This window comes from Pseudomonas sp. Gutcm_11s (genome assembly GCF_028649395.1).
GTDB lineage: Bacteria > Pseudomonadota > Gammaproteobacteria > Pseudomonadales > Pseudomonadaceae > Aquipseudomonas.
Genome location: NZ_JAQSUW010000014.1, coordinates 578,424 through 596,443 on the forward strand (window position 1 = coordinate 578,424; position 18,020 = coordinate 596,443).

Genomic DNA, 18,020 nt, shown 5'->3' on the forward strand with positions numbered 1-18,020 from the left:
TGGTGTTTCTCCAAATGGCTCAAGGGAGTACGGCGCCATGCCGGGCGGGTTTCGCGTTGCCGGCTGGCCTGTCCAGGCGCCTCTTCACTGGTGAGGAAGCGATGCGCTGCGTCGAGCGCCTTATCAGTCAGTCGACCGCCACCCGGCGCAGAAGGTTTTACTCGGTCGCCGGCCGGTAGATGCCGCCCGCGCCGCGCAGGCGCGGGCAGGCTCGATCAGGCCGGAATGGCCTTGGCCTTAGGCTCACGCGCCCAGACCCGGTGCTGGGCCATGGCCTTGACCAGCTTGCTGCACAGGTCGGACGCCTTGGCCGCCGTAAGCAACCCCTCGTCCGCCTCCAGCCGCAGCAGCTTGGCCAGGTCGCCCGCATCACCGCACAGGGCGATGGCCTTGAGGTGCTTGTAGGCCTCCAGCAGGTAATGCAGCGCGGCGCCGTTTGCCTGCAGGGCCTTGGCCACTCCGCCCGGTACGAACACCGCGTCCAGGGCGATGGAAGGCAGGCCGTCGAAGGTGGCATCCGGCAGCAGGGTGTTGCCGTCGCTGGTCTTCACCGCCGCAGAGGTCGGGCCGATCAGCTTGGTGGTCGCGCCCTCGCCGGTGAGCACGCCGATGATGTGGCTGATGTCGTCGGCATTAGCGCCCTCGGCCAGCAGGATCGCCACCTTGCGCGAGCGGATGTTGCCCGACAGCAGATTGGCCTGGCTCAGCGCCGGCGACGCCTGCAACGAGCTCTGCGCGGGCGCAACGGTACCGGCGCTCGGTGCCGGCAAGCCGAGGTTCTCCGCCACTCGCGAGGCCAGCGTCAGGTCGATATTGGCGAGTATCTGGTTGAGCTCGCGCTCGCGGATCTCGCGACTCTCCACCTTGCCCAGCTCGAAGCTGTAGGCGGCGATCATGTGTTCCTGCTCGTGCGCCGCCATGCTGTTCCAGAACAGCCGCGCCTGGGAGAAGTGATCGGCGAAGGAGTCGGCACGCTTGCGCAGCTTCACCCCGCTCATCGGCTCCGGATACGAGGCGAAGCCTCCGCCGCTGGCGGCCTCCGGCGTCTCCCTGGGCCAGCCGCCATCGATGGAGTTGGGCTCGTAGGCCGCCCTGCCCTTGTTGATGGTCTGCCGGTGCGGTGCGTCGCGCTGGTTGTTGTGGAACGGGCATAGCGGCCGGTTGATCGGCAGCTCGTTGAAGTTCGGCCCGCCCAGGCGCAACAGCTGGGTGTCGGTGTAGGAGAACAGCCGGCCCTGCAACAGCGGGTCGTTGCTGAAGTCGATGCCGGGCACTACATGGCCGATGTGGAAGGCGGCCTGCTCGGTCTCGGCGAAGAAGTTGTCCGGGTTGCGGTTGAGCACCATCTTGCCGACAAGCTGCACCGGCACCAGCTCCTCGGGTACCAGCTTGGTCGGGTCGAGCAGGTCGAAGTCGAACTTGTGCTCGTCCTCCTCGGGGATCACCTGCAGGCCCAGCTCCCACTCCGGGTAGTCGCCGCTCTCGATGTCCTCCCACAGCTGCCGGCGGTTGAAGTCCGGGTCCTTGCCGGCCAGCTTCTGCGCCTCGTCCCACACCAGCGAGTAGGTGCCGGACAGCGGCCGCCAATGGAATTTGACGAACACGCTGCGCCCCTCGGCGTTGATCAGGCGGAAGGTATGTACGCCGAAACCCTGCATGGCCCGGTAGGCCACCGGGATGCCGCGATCGGACATGGCCCACTGCACCATGTGCGCAGACTCCGGCTGCAGCGAGACGAAGTCCCAGAAGGTGTCGTGGGCGGATCCGCCGGTGGGGATCTCGTTGTGCGGCTCGGGCTTCACCGCATGGACGAAGTCGGGGAACTTGATCGCGTCCTGGATGAAGAACACCGGCATGTTGTTGCCGACCAGGTCGAAGTTGCCCTCGTCGGTATAGAACTTGGTGGCGAAGCCGCGCACATCGCGCACCGTGTCCGCTGAGCCGCGCGGGCCCTGCACGGTGGAAAAGCGCACGAACACCGGCGTCTGTTTCTCGGGGTGGTTGAGGAAGTCGGCCTTGGTGATCTCGCTCAAGGGCTCGTAGACCTGGAAATAGCCGTGGGCCGCCGCGCCGCGGGCGTGTACCACACGCTCGGGAATACGCTCGTGGTCGAAGTGGGTGATCTTCTCGCGCATCAGGAAGTCTTCCAGCAGCGAGGGGCCCCGCTCGCCGGCCTTCAGCGTGTTCTGGTTGTCCGCGACCCTGACCCCGGTGTTGGAAGTCAGGGCCTCATCGGTGGCGTCTTGGCGCCAGGTTTCGAGCTGCTCCAGCTTGGCATTGCTGTTGCCGCGATCGGTGGTATCGGTGCCCGCTGCCTGGCTGGGGCGCTGCTTGGCTGACATGGTTTTTTCTCCTCATGGCTGAACTGGCTACCTAGTTCTGAGGAGGGTGTGCGGCGGAGGTTCTAGCGATTTTCGCCAGCGTTGCGCTGCAGCGAAACCGCGCTACAAGGCCCATGCGCAGCGGCTCCGAACGCCTTCAACGACTCGCGAATATGTGAAACTTCCTCTGGTTGGCGAGCCTGCTGCCGCAATGGCCGATAGCTCAATCCAGGCGGCACATCATCATTTCGATGGAACGCAAGGCACTCCTGCGCTTTCCTATCGGGTGACCTAGGATTTTCAGCGCCGTCATCTGAGCGAAGACATGGACCTGCTGTTCGATATCGAATCCGACCGAGCCCCTCTCGACCGTCCCGACTCAGGGCAGGCGAGATGTAGCGTCGACGATCTCTTGCATCACCTCGACTGGACTACTTCCCCCCTTGGCCACCCTGCCGATTGGTCGGTCGCCCTCAAAACACTGATGGCTACGGTACTGCCCACCCAGGCGCAGATCGTGCTGTTCTGGGGGCCGCAGTTCGTCGCCCTGTACAACGACGCCTACACACCCACCATTGGCACCAAGCACCCCAGGGCGTTCGGCCGACCGGCCATCGAGAACTGGAGCGAGCTGTGGGATGACCTCGAGCCGCTGCTGCGCGGCGTGTACGAGAGCGGCCAGACCTTCTCGGCCAAGGACCGGCCCTTCTACATCGAGCGCCACGGCCTGGGCGAGACCGCCTATTTCGACATTTCCTATTCGGCGGTACGCGAGGTGGACGGCGCAGTCGGCGGCGTACTGTGCATCGTCACCGAGACCACCGAGCGCGTGCAGTTCGAGCGCCGCCAGGCCTTCCTGCTGGAACTCGGCCAGGCCCTGCCCAGCATCGTCGAGCCGGACGCAATCGAAGCCACGGCGGTGTACCGCCTCGCCGACGTGCTGGGCGCCTCGCGGGTCTTCTTCGGCGAGGACAACGCCGACGGCGTCAGCTTCAGCGTGTATCAGGATCATTCGCCGGGCCTGCGCTCGGCCGTCGGGGTGCATCGCTACCGGGACTTCGGCGACGGCCTGCTGGCCTCGCTGCAGGCCGGGCAGAGCATCAGCCGCAGCGATCTTGCCAATGAATCCGGATTGAGCATTGCCGAGGCCACACTGTGCGCCGACCTCGACCTGGCCGCGACGCTGTACGTCCCGGTGGTCCGCCATGGCGCCCTCGAGGCGATGCTGGCCATCCATTACCAGCAGGCCCACGCCTTCACCGACTGCGAGCTGCGCCTGGCCCAGGAGGCCGCCAAGCTGATCTGGGGCACCATCAGCCACGCCCGCGCCGAGGCGGCCCTGCGCGCCAATTCCGCGCAGATGTCAGCCATGTTCGACCAGACCAGCGCCGGCATCGCCGTGTGCGACAGCGGCGGACGCTTCACCCGGGTCAACGACCGCTACTGCGAGATAGTCGGCCGCACACGCGAGGCACTCCTCGGGCTGCGCATGCGCGACATTCTCCATCCCGATGACAGGCATGCCCACCAGCCCGCCGCCGAGCGCAGCCACGCAGACCTGGTGCCGCTGGAGATCACCCAGCGCTACGCCCGCCCCGATGGCTCGCCGGTCTGGGTGCAGGAGCAGATCACCCCGCTGATGGACGCCCAGGGCGACAGCACCAGCACGCTCTGCGTGTGCATGGACATCAGCGCCCGCATGCGCGCCGAGGCGGAGCTGCGCGAGCTGAACGAGAGCCTGGAAGAGCGCGTCACCGCGATAGTCGCCCAGCGCGAGGCCGCCGTGGCGCAGCTGCACGAGGCGCGCAAGATGGAGACCATCGGCCAGCTCACCGGCGGCATCGCCCACGACTTCAACAACCTGCTGACGCCGATCATGGGCACCCTGGATCTGATTCGCCGGCGCCTGGATGACGAGCGCTCGAGGAACCTGGTCGACGGCGCGCTGCAAACCGCCGACAGGGCCCGCATCCTGGTCGGCCGGCTGCTGACCTTCGCCCGGCGGCAAACCCTGAAGCCCTCGGCGGTGACCCTGGAGACGCTGGTCAATGACATGCAAGAGCTGATCAGCCGCTCGCTGGGACCGACGATAGAAGTGGTGATCAGCATTCCCGGCCGGCTGCCGGCGGTGATCGTCGACGCCCACCAGCTGGAACTGGCCGTGCTCAACCTGGCCCTCAATGCCCGCGATGCCATGAGCGATGGCGGCCGGCTGAAGATCAGCGCAGCGGTGGATGTGGTGCCCACCGGGCGGGTGAAGGGGCTGAGCGCCGGGCGCTATGTGTGCCTCATCGTCGATGACAACGGCCACGGCATGGACGAGGACACCCTGCAGCGCTGCGCTGAGCCGTTCTTCTCCACCAAGGGTGTTGGCAAAGGCACAGGTTTGGGCCTGTCCATGGCGCAGGGCCTGGCCGCGCAGTCCGGCGGTGGCCTGGGCATCACCTCCGAGGTGGGCCGCGGCACCCAGGTGAGCATCTGGCTACCCATTACCGAAGAGCATGCGCAGAACGAAGGGGCCGAGCCCGACGACGTGCCGCAGGCGCCGCGCCCTGCCCTGGTCTTGCTGGTCGATGACGAAGAGATAGTGCGCCGCACCACCGCCCTGCAGCTGCAGGACCTCGGCTACCTGGTCAGCGAAGCGGCCTCGGCCGCCGCCGCGCTGCAGATGCTCGACGATGGCCTGGTGCCGGATGTGCTGGTCACCGATCACATCATGCCGGAGAAGAGCGGCATCCAGCTGGCCCACGAACTGCGCCAACGCATGCCTGGCCTTCCGATACTGGTCACCACGGGTTATTCGAATCTCTCACCGGCGCAGATGCATGACTTCGACATGCTGGCCAAGCCCTTCCGCCGGGCCGAAATCGCCGCACGCCTCCTGGAGCTTCTGCGCAACGCGGGCTGAGCGGCGCTTGCCCTTCGGCGCATTGCCTGGCCGGGCAGCTTAGCGCTCGCTCAGCACCGTCGCGGCCTCGCTCGGCGCCCCCGCCAGGAGTTTGAGCAGAACTCCCTCATACAGCGGCCCCAGGGGATTCAGCAGAAGCACGCTGCGCCGCAGAATGCTGCGCCGGTCCTGGGTGTAGAGGTACGACTTCGACCTGAAATGCCCCAGCGCCATCCGGCATGCCCGCTCCGCCTCGTTGGGCAGCATGTCGATTTCGGGCGATGGGTAGTACACGGCCTGAGTGGTCTCGTTGAGGATCACGTTGACTAGCAGAATCCTGCGCTGATGCAGCAGCACATCCAGAAAAAGCGAAAGCTCCGGCTGTACGAGCGGAACCTCGTACCGCTCGCGGGTGAGCGATTTCATGGGAATACCGTTCTAAGTGCGAGCGACCCTTCGTTGGGCTGCTCCGGTGGGTGAACCACGTTCTTAGTCAGGTCTTCAGCTGGAGAGCGACGTTGCTGTGCTAGCTGAACAATCTAGAAACTGGGCGGGAATGTGGAAGCGACTGGCATGAGTCTAGCCTTCCCCTTCAGGTTGTACGCCCCAATGGCGCCTCCGTCCATGAACATCTGCTGAAACCTGCGGTCTGCAGCGCGCAGCGAGACGGCTCCCAGCCTGCCGCCAGATCAGTACAGATGCCGCCTCGCCCACACAGCCGCTGCGCCTTTCGACCATTCGTCACTGCGAGAACTTCTTCGCCCCGACGACGCAAAGGATCACGCCGACCGTCACGCCCAGCATCCCGCTGCTCACGCTCTCGTGCAGCAGGGTCGCGGCCAGCGCGAGGCCGAAGAACGGCTGCAGCAGCTGCAGTTGCCCCACCGCAGCAATGCCGCCCTGGACCAGGCCGCGGTACCAGAACACGAAGCCGATCAGCATGCTGAACAAGGAGACGTATGCCAGGCCGAGCCAGGCAGGGGCCGAGATGCCCGAGAAGCTTGCCGGCATCTGGTACAGCGCCAGCGCAGCCATGGCCGGCAGCGACAGCACCAGAGCCCAGGAAATCACCTGCCAGCCGCCAAGCACCTTCGACAGCTTGGCCCCCTCGGCGTACCCCAGCCCGCAAACCACTATCGCCAGCAGCATCAGCACATCGCCCTGGGGCGATGCCGTCAGGCCCTGAGAGACGGCAAAGCCGACGACCAGCAGGCTGCCGAGGATGGAGAAAATCCAGAAGGCCAGACGCGGCCGCTCACCACCGCGCAGTACACCAAAAGCCGCGGTGGCGAGAGGCAGCAGGCCGAGGAAGACGATGGAGTGGGCGGAGGTTACGTACTGCAGTGCCATCGCCGTTAGCAGCGGGAAACCGACCACCACCCCCAGCGCCACCACGGCCAACGGAATGATCTGGCCATGGGTCGGGCGTTTCTCTCTGAACAGCAGGAGCAGAGCCAGCCCCAGCAGGCCGGCAATGGTCGCGCGCGCGACCGTCAGGAAGAGCGGATCGAACTCCATGACCGCGACTCGGGTAGCCGGCAGCGAACCACTGAAGATCAGCACGCCGATGAGTCCGTTGAGCCAGCCACTGGCGCTCTTGTCACCGACCTGACCGGATAAGTTGCTTGTGCCGCTCACGGTGCGTACCTCGCTGCTGGGGTGAAAGCAGCGTAGGATCCGGCCAGCGATACAATCAAAAAATTGTACTGGATACGCTCCCATGCCACGGTCGCGCTACAAAGCCGTCGTCGACACCCTTGCCGCCGACATCCGCGCCGGCAAACTTCCGCCCGGCTCTCGCCTGCCCACCCACCGCGAGCTGGCGAAGACGCAAGGCATCGCGCTGGTCACCGCCAGCCGTATCTACGCGGAGCTTGAGCAGATGGGACTGGTGAGTGGCGAGACCGGGCGCGGTACCTTCGTTCGCGAAACGTCCCTGCCGCAGGGCCACGGCATCGATCAGCAGGATGTCGCCGCCGGGATGATCGACCTCAACTTCAACTACCCCGCCCTGCCCGGCCAGGCCGAGCTGCTGCGCACGGCGCTGCGGCAACTGGCGCTGTCGGGCGACCTCGAAGCCCTGCTGCGCTATCAGCCCCACGGCGGCCGGCTGCATGAGCGTTCCGCGGTGGCTCGCCACCTGCTGGATCGCGGCCTTATCACCGAGCCATCCCGTGTCCTGCTGGTGAATGGTGCCCAGCATGGCCTGGCGGTGACGTTGATGGGCTTGCTGCGGCCGGGTGACGTCATCGCCGCCGACGCATTGACCTATCCGGGCTTCAAGGTCCTTGCCGACACCCTGCACTTGGAGGTGGTCGCGCTGCCTTCATCGGCAAACGGCCCCGACCTCGACGCACTGGCACGCCTCTGCACCAGCAGGCCCGTTCGCGCGATCTACAGCATGCCGACCCTGCACAACCCGCTTGGCTGGGTGATGCCGCTGGGCGAGCGGGAGCGCCTGGTGTCCATCGCCAGAAAACATGACCTGACGATCATCGAGGATGCGGCCTATGCCTATCTGGTCGAGGCTGCCCCGCCGCCTGTCGCTCAGCTCGCCCCGGAGCGCACGGTGTACGTCTCAGGCTTCTCGAAGAGCGTCGCGACGGGGCTGCGGGTTGGCTTCATCGCGGCTCCAGCCCGGCTGATCGCGAGCCTGGAGCGGGCGATTCGCGCCACCACCTGGAATACACCCGGCATCCTCACCGCCATCACCACGGCGTGGCTGGATGACGGCACGGTGGCCAGGCTCGAAGTGGAAAAGCGTCGGGATGCGCAGGCGCGCCAGACGCTGGCGGCGAAGGCACTCGAAGGCATCCGCTATGTGAGCCATCCGAGCTCCTACTTCCTGTGGCTGCCCTTGGCCGAAGAAGCACGCGCCGACCGGATCACGATGGCGCTGATGCAGGAGCAGATATCCGTCTCCACGGCAGAGCCGTTCGCTACGTCGCTGCATGTGCCCCATGCGATTCGGCTGGCACTCGGCTCGGTCGACATGCCGGCGCTGGAGCCCGCCCTGCAGCGGGTGGCGTCGGTGGTCCGCTTCCACTCATGACGCTGTGGTGAAAAGCAGTCGCCCATGAAAAAGCGGCGCATCTGCGCCGCTCTTTTTTAGCCAAGGCTCATCAATGAGCGTGCTCGGCCTGTCGCTTGCGGGTCCGGGATGCGTGCTCTCCCTCGCCGCCTTCCAGGATTGGCACTTCCTTGCCATCGCAATCGAACAGCTTGCCGTCACGGAAGTAGTCACCCTCGTTGAGGGCGGCCACGTCCTGATAGCGCAGGGTGCGCTCGCTGGCAGCGACGAACACCGACTGCTGGTCGGAGTTGCCGGCACGCAGGTGGTTGAACAGCAGGTTGAGCAGGATCGCCATGATCGCAGCCGAGCTGATGCCCGAGTGGAAGATGGTCTCGAACCAGGCCGGGAAGTGGTGGTAGAAGGTCGGCGCGGCAATCGGGATCATGCCGAAGCCGATCGAGGTGGCGACGATGATCAGGTTCATGTTGTTGCGGTAGTCCACCTGGGCCAGGGTGCGGATGCCGCTGGCCGCGACGGTACCGAACAGCACCACGCCGGCGCCGCCGAGCACAGAGGTAGGCACCGCCGCGATCAGGCGGCCCATCACCGGCAGCAGGCCGAGGGTGACCAGGATCAGGCCGGCGGTAGCCACCACGTAGCGGCTCTTCACGCCCGTCACGGCCACCAGGCCGACGTTCTGCGCGAAGGCGCTCTGGGTGAAGGAGCCGAACAGCGGCGCCAGGGCGCTGGAGATCATGTCCGCACGCAGGCCGTCGCCCAGGCGCTTGGAGTCGACCTTGGTCTCGATGATCTCGCCGACGGCGAGGATGTCCGCCGAGGTCTCGACCATGGTCACGATGATCACGATCAGCATCGACAGGATGGCCGCGACCTGGAACTCGGGCGGGCCGAAGTGCAGCGGTTGCGGCAGTGCTATCAGCGAGCCTTCGAGCACCTGGGAGAAGTCGGTCATGCCGAAGCCGGCGGCGACCAGGGTGCCGATGACCATGGCCAGCAGGATCGACAGGCGCGAGATGCTCGCGCTGCCCAGCTTGCTGAGCAGCAGCACGGTGGCCAGGGTGAACGCGGCCAGGCCGATGTTGGCCGTGCTGCCGAAGTCCGGCGCCGAGCTGTTGCCACCCATGGCCCAGCGCGCCGCCACCGGCATCAGCGTCAGGCCGATGGTGGTGATGACGATCCCGGTCACCAGCGGCGGGAAGAACTTAGTGATGCGTGAGAACACCGGCGTGATCAGCAGGCCGATCAGCGAGGCGGCGATCACCGCGCCGAACACCGCGGGGAAACCGCCCGCGCCGTTACTGCCGATGATGGCGATCATGGTTGCCACGCCGGCGAAGGACACACCCTGAACCAGCGGCAGTCGGCAGCCGAAGAACGGCAGCCCCAGGGTTTGCAGCAAGGTGGCGAGGCCACCGGCGAACAGCGATGCCGCGATCAGCAGGCCGATGTCGGCGGAAGAGAGACCGGCGGCCTGGCCGACGATCAGCGGGACGGCGACGATACCGCCGTACATGGTGAGCACATGCTGAAGCCCGTAGGCCAGGTTGGCTCCGATGCCGAGGTTTTCGTCTTCTGGACGAGGGGAAGCGGAAGAAGTCATGTTCAGTTGCTCGCGTTTGTTGTTCTGGCGCGTCTCACAACACGTACTGGCGCACAATCAGATCATTTCTGTATACACATTCCATGCCACGTGCATCCCAACGAATGCACGTGGCGCTACAGCCAGCAGCCTTAGAAGAACACCTTGGCGATCCAGCTGAAGGTGTTCTGGTCGGTGCCGCCGAGAATCTCGTCACCCAGGAAGCTGTCGTTGTCGATGCCGTACTTGTTCTTCCAGTAGTCGTACTCGATACCGACGTAGAGCTGCTTCGCGCCCCACCCCATGGCCTTGCCCAGGTCGTACTTGATCTGCGGGTTGAAGTGCAGGTTGGCGTGGTAGGTGCCGCGGCTGTTCTCGTCGTTGTCCACGACCCAGTCCATGAAGCCGTCGATGACCACGTCGGAGTCGCCCACCGGGATGGTGTAGCTCCAGGCCGGAGTGATCTGCCAGACGTCGTCGCCGGCGCGGCTGCCGTCGGTGGTGCGGTTGTAGAAGTTGAGCTGGAAGAAGTCGAAGCCGGGGATGGCCAGGTCGAAGCCCGGGCCGATCAGGTAGGACTCGGTGTCGCCCTCGCCGAACTCGTAGGTCATGGCCAGCAGCACGTCGGTGACGGGGCCGAACTGGAGCTTCTGGTCGAAGATCTTGCCCATCGACAGGCGCGGCTGGAACTCGCCGTAGTAGGTGTTGCTGCCGGCCTGCGCGTCGTCTTCGCCGTTGTAGAAGATCTTGTCGAAGAAGAAGAAGTTGTCGCCGTACTTCCAGCCATCGGCATGCTCGAAGGTCAGGGTCTGCTGGATGTTCGGGTTGACCTTGTAACTCTGGCCGTAGAGGTAGGTCAGGCTGTTGCTCTGCCAGTGCAGCAGGTCCTCGGCCGATGCCGGGGCGGCGGCCAGACAGGTGGCGGCGAGCGCCAGGGAATGGGGCAGATAGCGCAGTTGCATGGTGATGTCCTTATTGTTTTGAGGTTGCAGTTGTCCCGTCCACGATCCGACCTCCACGGCGAGCGGCTGGCAGACAGGTGATAGGGAAATGGGGCGGCTCAGCCGGCCTGCTGGCTGGCTTGTTGGCACCGCATTGGTGCGACCTGGCGAGGTGTGCGGCGCAGCATTGCACCAGGCACGGGCAGCCTGCGCAGCAAGCCTGGCAATGGGCTCAGCGTGGCGCTGACAACGGCAGGGAACAGGATCGGGACGAGGCCTGGCTGGGCGGCCGGCCCCTGGCGGGAAACGGAGCTAGCTCCGTGAAAGACGGATGAACTCATGGGTAAAGCCTGCCTATTGTTTTTTTCGGTCGTGGGCTTAGTTGGGTGTTTCACGGACACCCATGCGTTACGTCATCGGTAAAGCTTGACTTCAAATTCAGCTTTTAACTGTTATACACCCTGTAAACAGCTCAAACAATATTTTGATACAGGAATGTATACATTTATCCAAACAGCTGTTTACTTGCTCTGCGCCTGCTTTTCTTTCTGGCGCTTGAGGAAGTCGACCTTCCATTGTTCCAGGCCGAGATACTCGGAATTCAGGCCGGTTTCCACGCCATAACGCTCCTTGAGCGCCACGATCTCGCTGGCCTTGGCTGCCAGGAACTGGTCGAAGCGCTTCAGCAGCTGCGGCTGCCGCACGCTGGAAAGATGGAAGCTGCCGCGGCTGTGCGGCAACGCCGGGTCGAACACCAACGCGCCCGGCCGGGTGCGGATGTTGTCCAGGTAGTAGGTCGCCACCACCACGTTGTAGTAAGCGCCCTCCGCCTCATCGCGCATGGCCAGGCGCAGCATCTGCTTGAGATCGGCGGCGCGAACCAGCTGGGTCTTACCCGCGGCTATGCGCTCCTGGTAGTCGCCTGGCGTCCAGCCCTCGACCAGCGCCAGGCGCTGCAAGTGCTCCACGCCCTGCCCCAGCTTTTGCGGCGCGACCAGCACGCCGTCCACATAGCCGACCACCGGCTGGCTGTAGGCGACGCCGGAACCCTGCTTGGCGCCCAGCGCCCAGCGCGGGCTGTCCGGGTACTTGAAGTCGACGTTGCCATCGAGCAACTGCTGCGTCAGCTGGCTGACCGGAAACGCCTGGTAGCGCAGCTCGATGCCAGCCTCGCGAGCGAACAGGTCCAGTACTTCGCGGGCGAAGCCGCGGTACTCGCCCTTCTCGTCCTGCCAGTAATGCGGTTGAAAGGATTGTTGCTCGACGCCGACCACATAGGTCTGCGCCAGTGCGCCGTCGGCGCACAACAGACTGGCGGCAAGCCAGCCGAATACCCGAGGTTTCATGACCTTCTCCTTGTTTTCGTTTCGGGTAGGCGTGCGCATGCCCCGCGAGCCAGAAGCCCACGGCGCATGCGCACAGGGTTATTCGCCGGTGACCAGTTGCCGCGCCAGCTGGTTGTGGCGCTCCAGCACCCGCGGCAGGTCGACGGTGGTGACCCGCCCGCCACTGACCACCACGCGGCCGTTGATCACGCTGGTGTCGACATGGGTCGGGGTGCAGAACACCAGGGCCGCCAGCGGGTCATGGTGGGCGCCGGCGTAGGCCACGTGACCGAGGTCGAAGGCCACGAAGTCCGCGGCCATGCCCGGCGCCAGGGCGCCGATATCGTTGCGGTTGAGTACCTTGGCGCCACCCAGGGTGGCGATCTCCAACGCCTCGCGGGCAGTCATCGCATCCGGGCCGAAGCCGACGCGCTGCAGCAGCAGCGCCTGGCGTACCTCGCCGATCATGCTGGCACCGTCGTTGGAGGCGGAGCCGTCGACACCCAGGCCGACCGGCACGCCGTGGTCACGCATCTTGCGGATCGGCGCGATGCCCGAGGCCAGGCGCATGTTCGAGCACGGGCAGTGGGCAACGCCGGTGCCGGTGCGGGCGAACAGCTCGATGCCATGCTGGTCCAGCTGCACGCAGTGGGCATGCCACACGTCATGGCCGACCCAGCCCAGGTCCTCGGCGTACTCGGCCGGGGTCATGCCGAACTTCTCGCGGCTGTAGGCGATGTCGTTGACGTTCTCCGCCAGGTGGGTGTGCAGCGACACGCCGTAGCTGCGCGCCAGCACCGCCGCTTCGCGCATCAGGTCGCGGCTCACCGAGAACGGCGAGCACGGCGCCACCACCACACGCAGCATCGAGCCGTGTGAGGCATCGTGATAGTCCTCGATCAGGCGCTGCGACTCCTTGAGGATGTCGGCCTCCTTCTCCACCACCGAATCCGGCGGCAGGCCGCCCTGGCTGCGGCCGACACTCATGCTGCCGCGCGCGGCGTGGAAGCGCATGCCGATCTCGCCGGCGGCGTGGATGCTGTCGTCCAGCTTGCAACCGTTGGGGTAGATGTACAGATGGTCGCTGGAGGTGGTGCAGCCGGAGAGGATCAGCTCGGCCATGGCCGTCTGGGTCGACACCGAGATCATCTCCGGGGTCAGCCGCGCCCAGATCGGGTAGAGGTTGGTCAGCCAGTTGAACAGCTCGCCGTCCTGCGCCGCCGGCACCACGCGGGTCAGGCTCTGGTACATGTGGTGGTGGGTGTTGACCAGGCCGGGGATGACCACCTTGCCAGTCATGTCCAGCACCACGTCGGCGCTCTGCGGCAGCTCATCCGAGGGGCCGACCTGCTTGATCAGGTTGTCCTCGATGTACAGGCCACCACGCTTGATCTCGCGGCGCGAGCCATCCATGGTCACCAGCAGTTCGGCGTTCTTTACCAGTAGTGTCTTGGGCATGTGTGCGTTCCTTGGCCCCTTTGGGCGAACAAATTTCTACGATGGGAAGGCGGGACCGGCGTCATCGGGGCTGCTATGGCAAGGCGCGTCATCGAAGACAGTACGAGTAGTACGGCGAGATGACGCAACGCCGCCAGAGCGGCTCCGAGGGCGTCGGTCAGCCGCCGGTCATGCTCATGAAGCGGACTACCTGCACTTGCTGGTCCGCCTCGAAGTAATGGCGCTCGGGCTTGAGCCGCAGCGCATCGATCAGCGCCGCGCGCAGCCGCTCGCTATCGCCGGGATGGCGACGCAGCAGCGCCTTGAGATCGAGCGCGCCCTCATGGCCGAGGCACAGCACCAGCTTGCCCTCGGCGGTGACCCGCACGCGGTTGCACTCGCCGCAGAAGTTGCGGCTGTGCGGCGAGATGAAGCCGACCCGGGTGTCACTGCCGAGCACCTGCCAGTAGCGCGACGGGCCGCCGCTGCGGTGGCTGCTGGGCAGCAGCTGGAAGCGGCTGGCGACACGTTCGCGCACCTCATCGGAGGTACACAGGGTGACCTTGCGCTCGTGACTGGAGATGCTGCCGAGCGGCATCTCCTCGATGAAGCTGATATCCAGGCCGCGGGCCACGGCGAAGGCCACCAGGTCCTCGACCTCGTCGTCGTTGCGGCCCTTCTGCACCACCGTGTTGAGCTTGATGCGGCGGAAGCCGGCAGCACGGGCGACCTCGATGCCCTGCAGCACCTGGTCGAGGCTGTCGCGCCGGGTGAAGGCGGCGAAGCGCTCGCGCTGCAGGGAATCCAGGCTGATGTTCAGGCGATTCACCCCCGCCTCGCGCAGGGCCGGCGCCATATGCGCCAGCTGCGAGCCGTTGGTGGTGATGGCCAGGTCTTCCAGCTCGTCGCGCGCACCGAGGCGCGTCAGCAGCGAGAGCAGGTTCTTGCGTACCAGCGGCTCACCGCCGGTGATGCGGATGCGCTTCACCCCCAGACCGATGAAGGCATCGGCCACGGCATGCAGTTCTTCCAGGGTGAGGATCTGCGCACGAGGAGCGAAGACCATGTCCTCGCTCATGCAGTAGGTGCAGCGAAAGTCGCAGCGGTCGGTGACCGACAATCGCAGGTAGGTGATCCGGCGCCCGAATGGGTCGATCAGCTGTGGGTCTTGCATGGCTTGAGCCTGTCGCAATACGCAGTGGCGATTACCGCTGTCGTAGGCGCCGAAGAATGGAAACAGAAGTTATTGTTTTTGTATACAGGAAATTCATCCAGCACCTTGCTTGAGAGCCCCGCGAGGCCGGTGCTACCATGCCAAACCCTCGCCGGGCGGCCTTCCTGGGCCATGGACGAGTCATTCAAGGAGACCATGTGAGTAGTATTCGCGAGCGCAACAAGGCACTGATCCTGCAAGCCGCGAGCCAGGAATTCGCCGACAAGGGCTTCGCCGCCGCCAAGACCAACGACATCGCCGACAAGGCCGGCCTGCCCAAACCCAACGTCTACTACTACTTCAAGTCCAAGGAAAACCTCTACCGCGAGGTGCTCGAGAGCGTGATCGAGCGACTCCTCGAGGCTTCCCAGCCGTTCGACGAAGACGGTCACCCCGAGCGCGTCCTGCGCGACTACATCCGCACCAAGATCGCCATTTCCCGCGACCTGCCCTATGCCTCCAAGGTATTCGCCAGCGAGATCATGCATGGTGCACCGCACCTCTCCGCCGAGCGCACCGAGCAGCTCAACGCCCAGGCGCGGTTCATCATCGGCTGCATCGAGCGCTGGATCGACCAGGGCCTGATGGCCAAGGTCGATGCCAGTCACCTGCTGTTCAGCATCTGGGCCGCAACCCAGACCTATGCCGACTTCGACTGGCAGATCTCCATCGTCACCGGCAAGACCAGCCTCAGCGCCGCCGACTACGAGGCCGCCGCCGAGACCATCACCCGCCTGGTGCTCAAGGGCTGCGAAGTGCAGCCCATCGCCGGCTGAACCTAGACTCAAGCCACCCCGGGGTCGGCCTGCAGGCGCATGGCCTCCAGCGCGACCACCGCGCAGCGCTCGTCGACATCCGACGCATCGCCGCTGATTCCCACCGCACCAATCACCTCGCCTAGCTGATCGCGAATCAGCACGCCACCCGGCGCCGGCACCAGGTTGCCGCCCGCCAGGGTATTGGCCGCGCCGATGAAGGCCGGCCGCTGCTGGGCGTCGGCCGCGATCAGGCGCGAGCCCTTGCCCAGGGCGATCGCGCCCCACGCCTTACCGATGGCGATCTGCGGGCGCAGCATGCTCGCGCCATCTTCACGCTGCAGACAGATCAGATGCCCGCCCGCGTCCAGCACAGCCACGGTCAGCGGCGCCGTGCGCAGCTCGCGCGCGGTGGTGAACGCCTGGCTGGCGATGCCCAGGGCGGTTTCCAGGTTCAGTTGAGGCATGGTCGAAGCTCCTTGTAGGACGGCGAGGCGGAACGCGGCGCCATCGATTACACACATTTAATCTGTATTTTGTATACATTTATACGAGCAGATAAATCACAAACACGCCACACCTCAATTGAAACGGCCGTTTCAAAACAAAATGCTTTCCTCACCAGCAGCGCTTGACCCTCGTCGAGAGCCGTGAATAGAATCTGCCGCACAACGTTTTGTATACACTTTTACTGGTATAGAGGAACAATAAATGGCCAGAATGAGAGCAATCGAAGCCGCAGTGCTGGTACTGCGCCGTGAAGGCGTAGACACCGCGTTCGGCATCCCTGGCGCGGCGATCAACCCCTTCTACGCAGCGCTGAAGAAGGTCGGCGGTATCGACCACGTTCTGGCTCGTCACGTCGAAGGCGCCTCGCACATGGCCGAGGGCTACACCCGCACCAACCCGGGCAACATCGGCGTGTGCATCGGCACTTCCGGCCCGGCCGGCACCGACATGGTTACCGGCCTGTACTCGGCCTCCGCCGACTCCATCCCGATCCTCTGCATCACTGGCCAGGCGCCGCGTGCACGCATGCACAAGGAAGATTTCCAGGCCGTCGACATCACCAGCATCGTCGGCCCAGTGACCAAGTGGGCCACCACCGTGATGGAGCCAGGCCAGGTGCCGCGCGCCTTCCAGAAGGCCTTCTATGAAATGCGCAGTGGCCGCCCCGGCCCGGTACTGATCGACCTGCCGTTCGACGTGCAGATGGCCGAGATCGAGTTCGACATCGACAGCTACGAGCCGCTGCCGCTGGCCAAGCCGAGCGCCACTCGCGTTCAGGCCGAGAAAGCCCTGAGCATGCTCAACGAGGCCGAGCGCCCGCTGCTGGTCGCCGGCGGCGGCATCATCAACGCCGATGCCTCCGACAAGCTGGTGGAGTTCGCCGAGCTGACCGGCGTGCCGGTGATCCCGACCCTGATGGGCTGGGGCACCATCCCCGATGATCACCGCCTGATGGCCGGCATGTGCGGCCTGCAGACCTCGCACCGCTACGGCAACGCCACCCTGCTCGAGTCCGACCTGGTGTTCGGCATCGGCAACCGCTGGGCCAACCGCCACACCGGCTCGGTCGAGGTCTACACCGAGGGCCGCAAGTTCATCCACGTGGACATCGAACCGACCCAGATCGGCCGCGTGTTCAACCCGGACCTGGGCATCGTCTCCGACGCCGGCGCCGCGCTGGATGCCTTCCTCGAAGTCGCCCGCGAATGGAAAGCCGCCGGCAAGCTGAAGGACCGCAGCGCCTGGGTCGACTCCTGCCGCGAGCGCAAGCGCACCCTGCAGCGCAAGACCCACTTCGACAACGTGCCGGTCAAGCCGCAGCGCGTGTACGAGGAAATGAACGAGGCGTTCGGCAAGGACACCTGCTACGTCAGCACCATCGGCCTGTCGCAGATCGCCGGCGCGCAGTTCCTGCACGTCTACAAGCCGCGCCACTGGATCAACTGTGGCCAGGCCGGCCCGCTGGGCTGGACCGTTCCGGCGGCCCTCGGCGTGGTCAAGGCCGACCCGTCGCGCCAGGTGGTGGCGCTGTCGGGCGACTACGACTTCCAGTTCATGATCGAGGAGCTGGCCGTCGGCGCGCAGTTCCACCTGCCGTACATCCACGTGCTGGTGAACAACTCCTACCTGGGCCTGATTCGCCAGGCGCAGCGCGGCTTCGACATGGACTACTGCGTGCAGCTGGCCTTCGAGAACATCAACGCACCGGAGATCAACGGCTACGGCGTCGACCACGTCGCGGTGGTCGAGGGTCTGGGCTGCAAGGCGATCCGCGTGTTCGACCCGAACGAGCTGCAGAACGCCTTCGCCGAAGCCAAGCGCCTGATGGCCGAGTTCCGCGTGCCGGTGGTGGTCGAGGTGATCCTCGAGCGCGTCACCAACATTTCCATGGGCACCGAGATCAACGCGATCAACGAGTTCGAGGAGCTGGCCGCGCGCGGCATCGACGCCCCGACCGCCATCTCGCTGCTGGACTGAACCCATGCGCCCCTCTCGCGCAGAGGGGCCGTTTCAAGGAG

At 65.3% G+C, this 18,020-nt stretch carries 13 protein-coding genes; 4 read left to right on the plus strand and 9 right to left on the minus strand.

Annotated features, from left to right (window positions below):
* Positions 1–215 precede the first annotated feature (215 nt).
* Entirely contained in the window at positions 216–2,342 is a 2,127-nt protein-coding gene (gene katE, locus PTT45_RS13550) for a catalase HPII (RefSeq protein WP_273813848.1), read from the minus strand.
* A 304-nt stretch (positions 2,343–2,646) separates the two neighbouring features.
* Between katE and PTT45_RS13555 the strand changes: the two genes are divergently transcribed.
* Positions 2,647–5,229, plus strand: a complete 2,583-nt coding sequence (locus PTT45_RS13555) for a PAS domain S-box protein (protein WP_273813849.1) — start codon at positions 2,647–2,649, stop codon at positions 5,227–5,229.
* Between the two features lie 39 nt (positions 5,230–5,268).
* Here the strand turns inward: PTT45_RS13555 and PTT45_RS13560 are convergent, their stop codons facing one another.
* The gene (locus PTT45_RS13560; RefSeq protein ID WP_273813850.1) at positions 5,269–5,634 is read right to left on the minus strand and encodes a hypothetical protein; all 366 of its coding nucleotides are present in this window, start codon (positions 5,632–5,634) and stop codon (positions 5,269–5,271) included.
* A 315-nt stretch (positions 5,635–5,949) separates the two neighbouring features.
* Positions 5,950–6,846 carry a DMT family transporter gene (locus PTT45_RS13565; RefSeq protein WP_273813851.1) on the minus strand — a complete coding sequence of 299 codons (897 nt, stop codon included), beginning with the start codon at positions 6,844–6,846 and terminating at the stop codon, positions 5,950–5,952.
* Positions 6,847–6,928: 82 nt separating this feature from the next.
* Here PTT45_RS13565 and PTT45_RS13570 point away from each other — a divergent pair, with 82 nt between their 5' ends.
* Entirely contained in the window at positions 6,929–8,260 is a 1,332-nt protein-coding gene (locus PTT45_RS13570) for an aminotransferase-like domain-containing protein (protein ID WP_273813852.1), read from the plus strand.
* Positions 8,261–8,330: 70 nt separating this feature from the next.
* Here PTT45_RS13570 and PTT45_RS13575 read toward each other — a convergent pair whose 3' ends face one another.
* The 5 genes from PTT45_RS13575 to moaA all read right to left on the minus strand — a co-directional run bounded on the left by PTT45_RS13575 (position 8,331) and on the right by moaA (position 14,698).
* The gene (locus tag PTT45_RS13575; protein WP_273813854.1) at positions 8,331–9,842 is read right to left on the minus strand and encodes a nucleobase:cation symporter-2 family protein; all 1,512 of its coding nucleotides are present in this window, start codon (positions 9,840–9,842) and stop codon (positions 8,331–8,333) included.
* Positions 9,843–9,973: 131 nt separating this feature from the next.
* The gene (locus PTT45_RS13580; protein ID WP_273813855.1) at positions 9,974–10,783 is read right to left on the minus strand and encodes an outer membrane protein OmpK; all 810 of its coding nucleotides are present in this window, start codon (positions 10,781–10,783) and stop codon (positions 9,974–9,976) included.
* Positions 10,784–11,283: 500 nt separating this feature from the next.
* Complete coding sequence (locus tag PTT45_RS13585) at positions 11,284–12,108, minus strand: substrate-binding periplasmic protein (RefSeq protein WP_273813857.1); 825 nt, start codon at positions 12,106–12,108, stop codon at positions 11,284–11,286.
* Between the two features lie 78 nt (positions 12,109–12,186).
* On the minus strand, positions 12,187–13,545 hold the full coding sequence (locus PTT45_RS13590; RefSeq protein ID WP_273813858.1) for an 8-oxoguanine deaminase: 1,359 nt from the start codon (positions 13,543–13,545) through the stop codon (positions 12,187–12,189).
* 157 nt (positions 13,546–13,702) lie between these two features.
* Positions 13,703–14,698, minus strand: coding sequence for a GTP 3',8-cyclase MoaA (gene moaA / locus PTT45_RS13595; protein WP_273813859.1), 996 nt, complete (start codon positions 14,696–14,698; stop codon positions 13,703–13,705).
* Positions 14,699–14,895: 197 nt separating this feature from the next.
* Here moaA and PTT45_RS13600 point away from each other — a divergent pair, with 197 nt between their 5' ends.
* Entirely contained in the window at positions 14,896–15,513 is a 618-nt protein-coding gene (locus tag PTT45_RS13600; protein ID WP_273813860.1) for a TetR/AcrR family transcriptional regulator, read from the plus strand.
* 8 nt (positions 15,514–15,521) lie between these two features.
* On the opposite strand, the gene PTT45_RS13605 is transcribed toward PTT45_RS13600, so the two are convergent.
* The gene (locus PTT45_RS13605) at positions 15,522–15,959 is read right to left on the minus strand and encodes a GlcG/HbpS family heme-binding protein (RefSeq protein ID WP_043310525.1); all 438 of its coding nucleotides are present in this window, start codon (positions 15,957–15,959) and stop codon (positions 15,522–15,524) included.
* Positions 15,960–16,203: 244 nt separating this feature from the next.
* Here PTT45_RS13605 and gcl point away from each other — a divergent pair, with 244 nt between their 5' ends.
* On the plus strand, positions 16,204–17,979 hold the full coding sequence (gene gcl, locus PTT45_RS13610) for a glyoxylate carboligase (RefSeq protein WP_273813863.1): 1,776 nt from the start codon (positions 16,204–16,206) through the stop codon (positions 17,977–17,979).
* Positions 17,980–18,020: the final 41 nt, after the last annotated feature.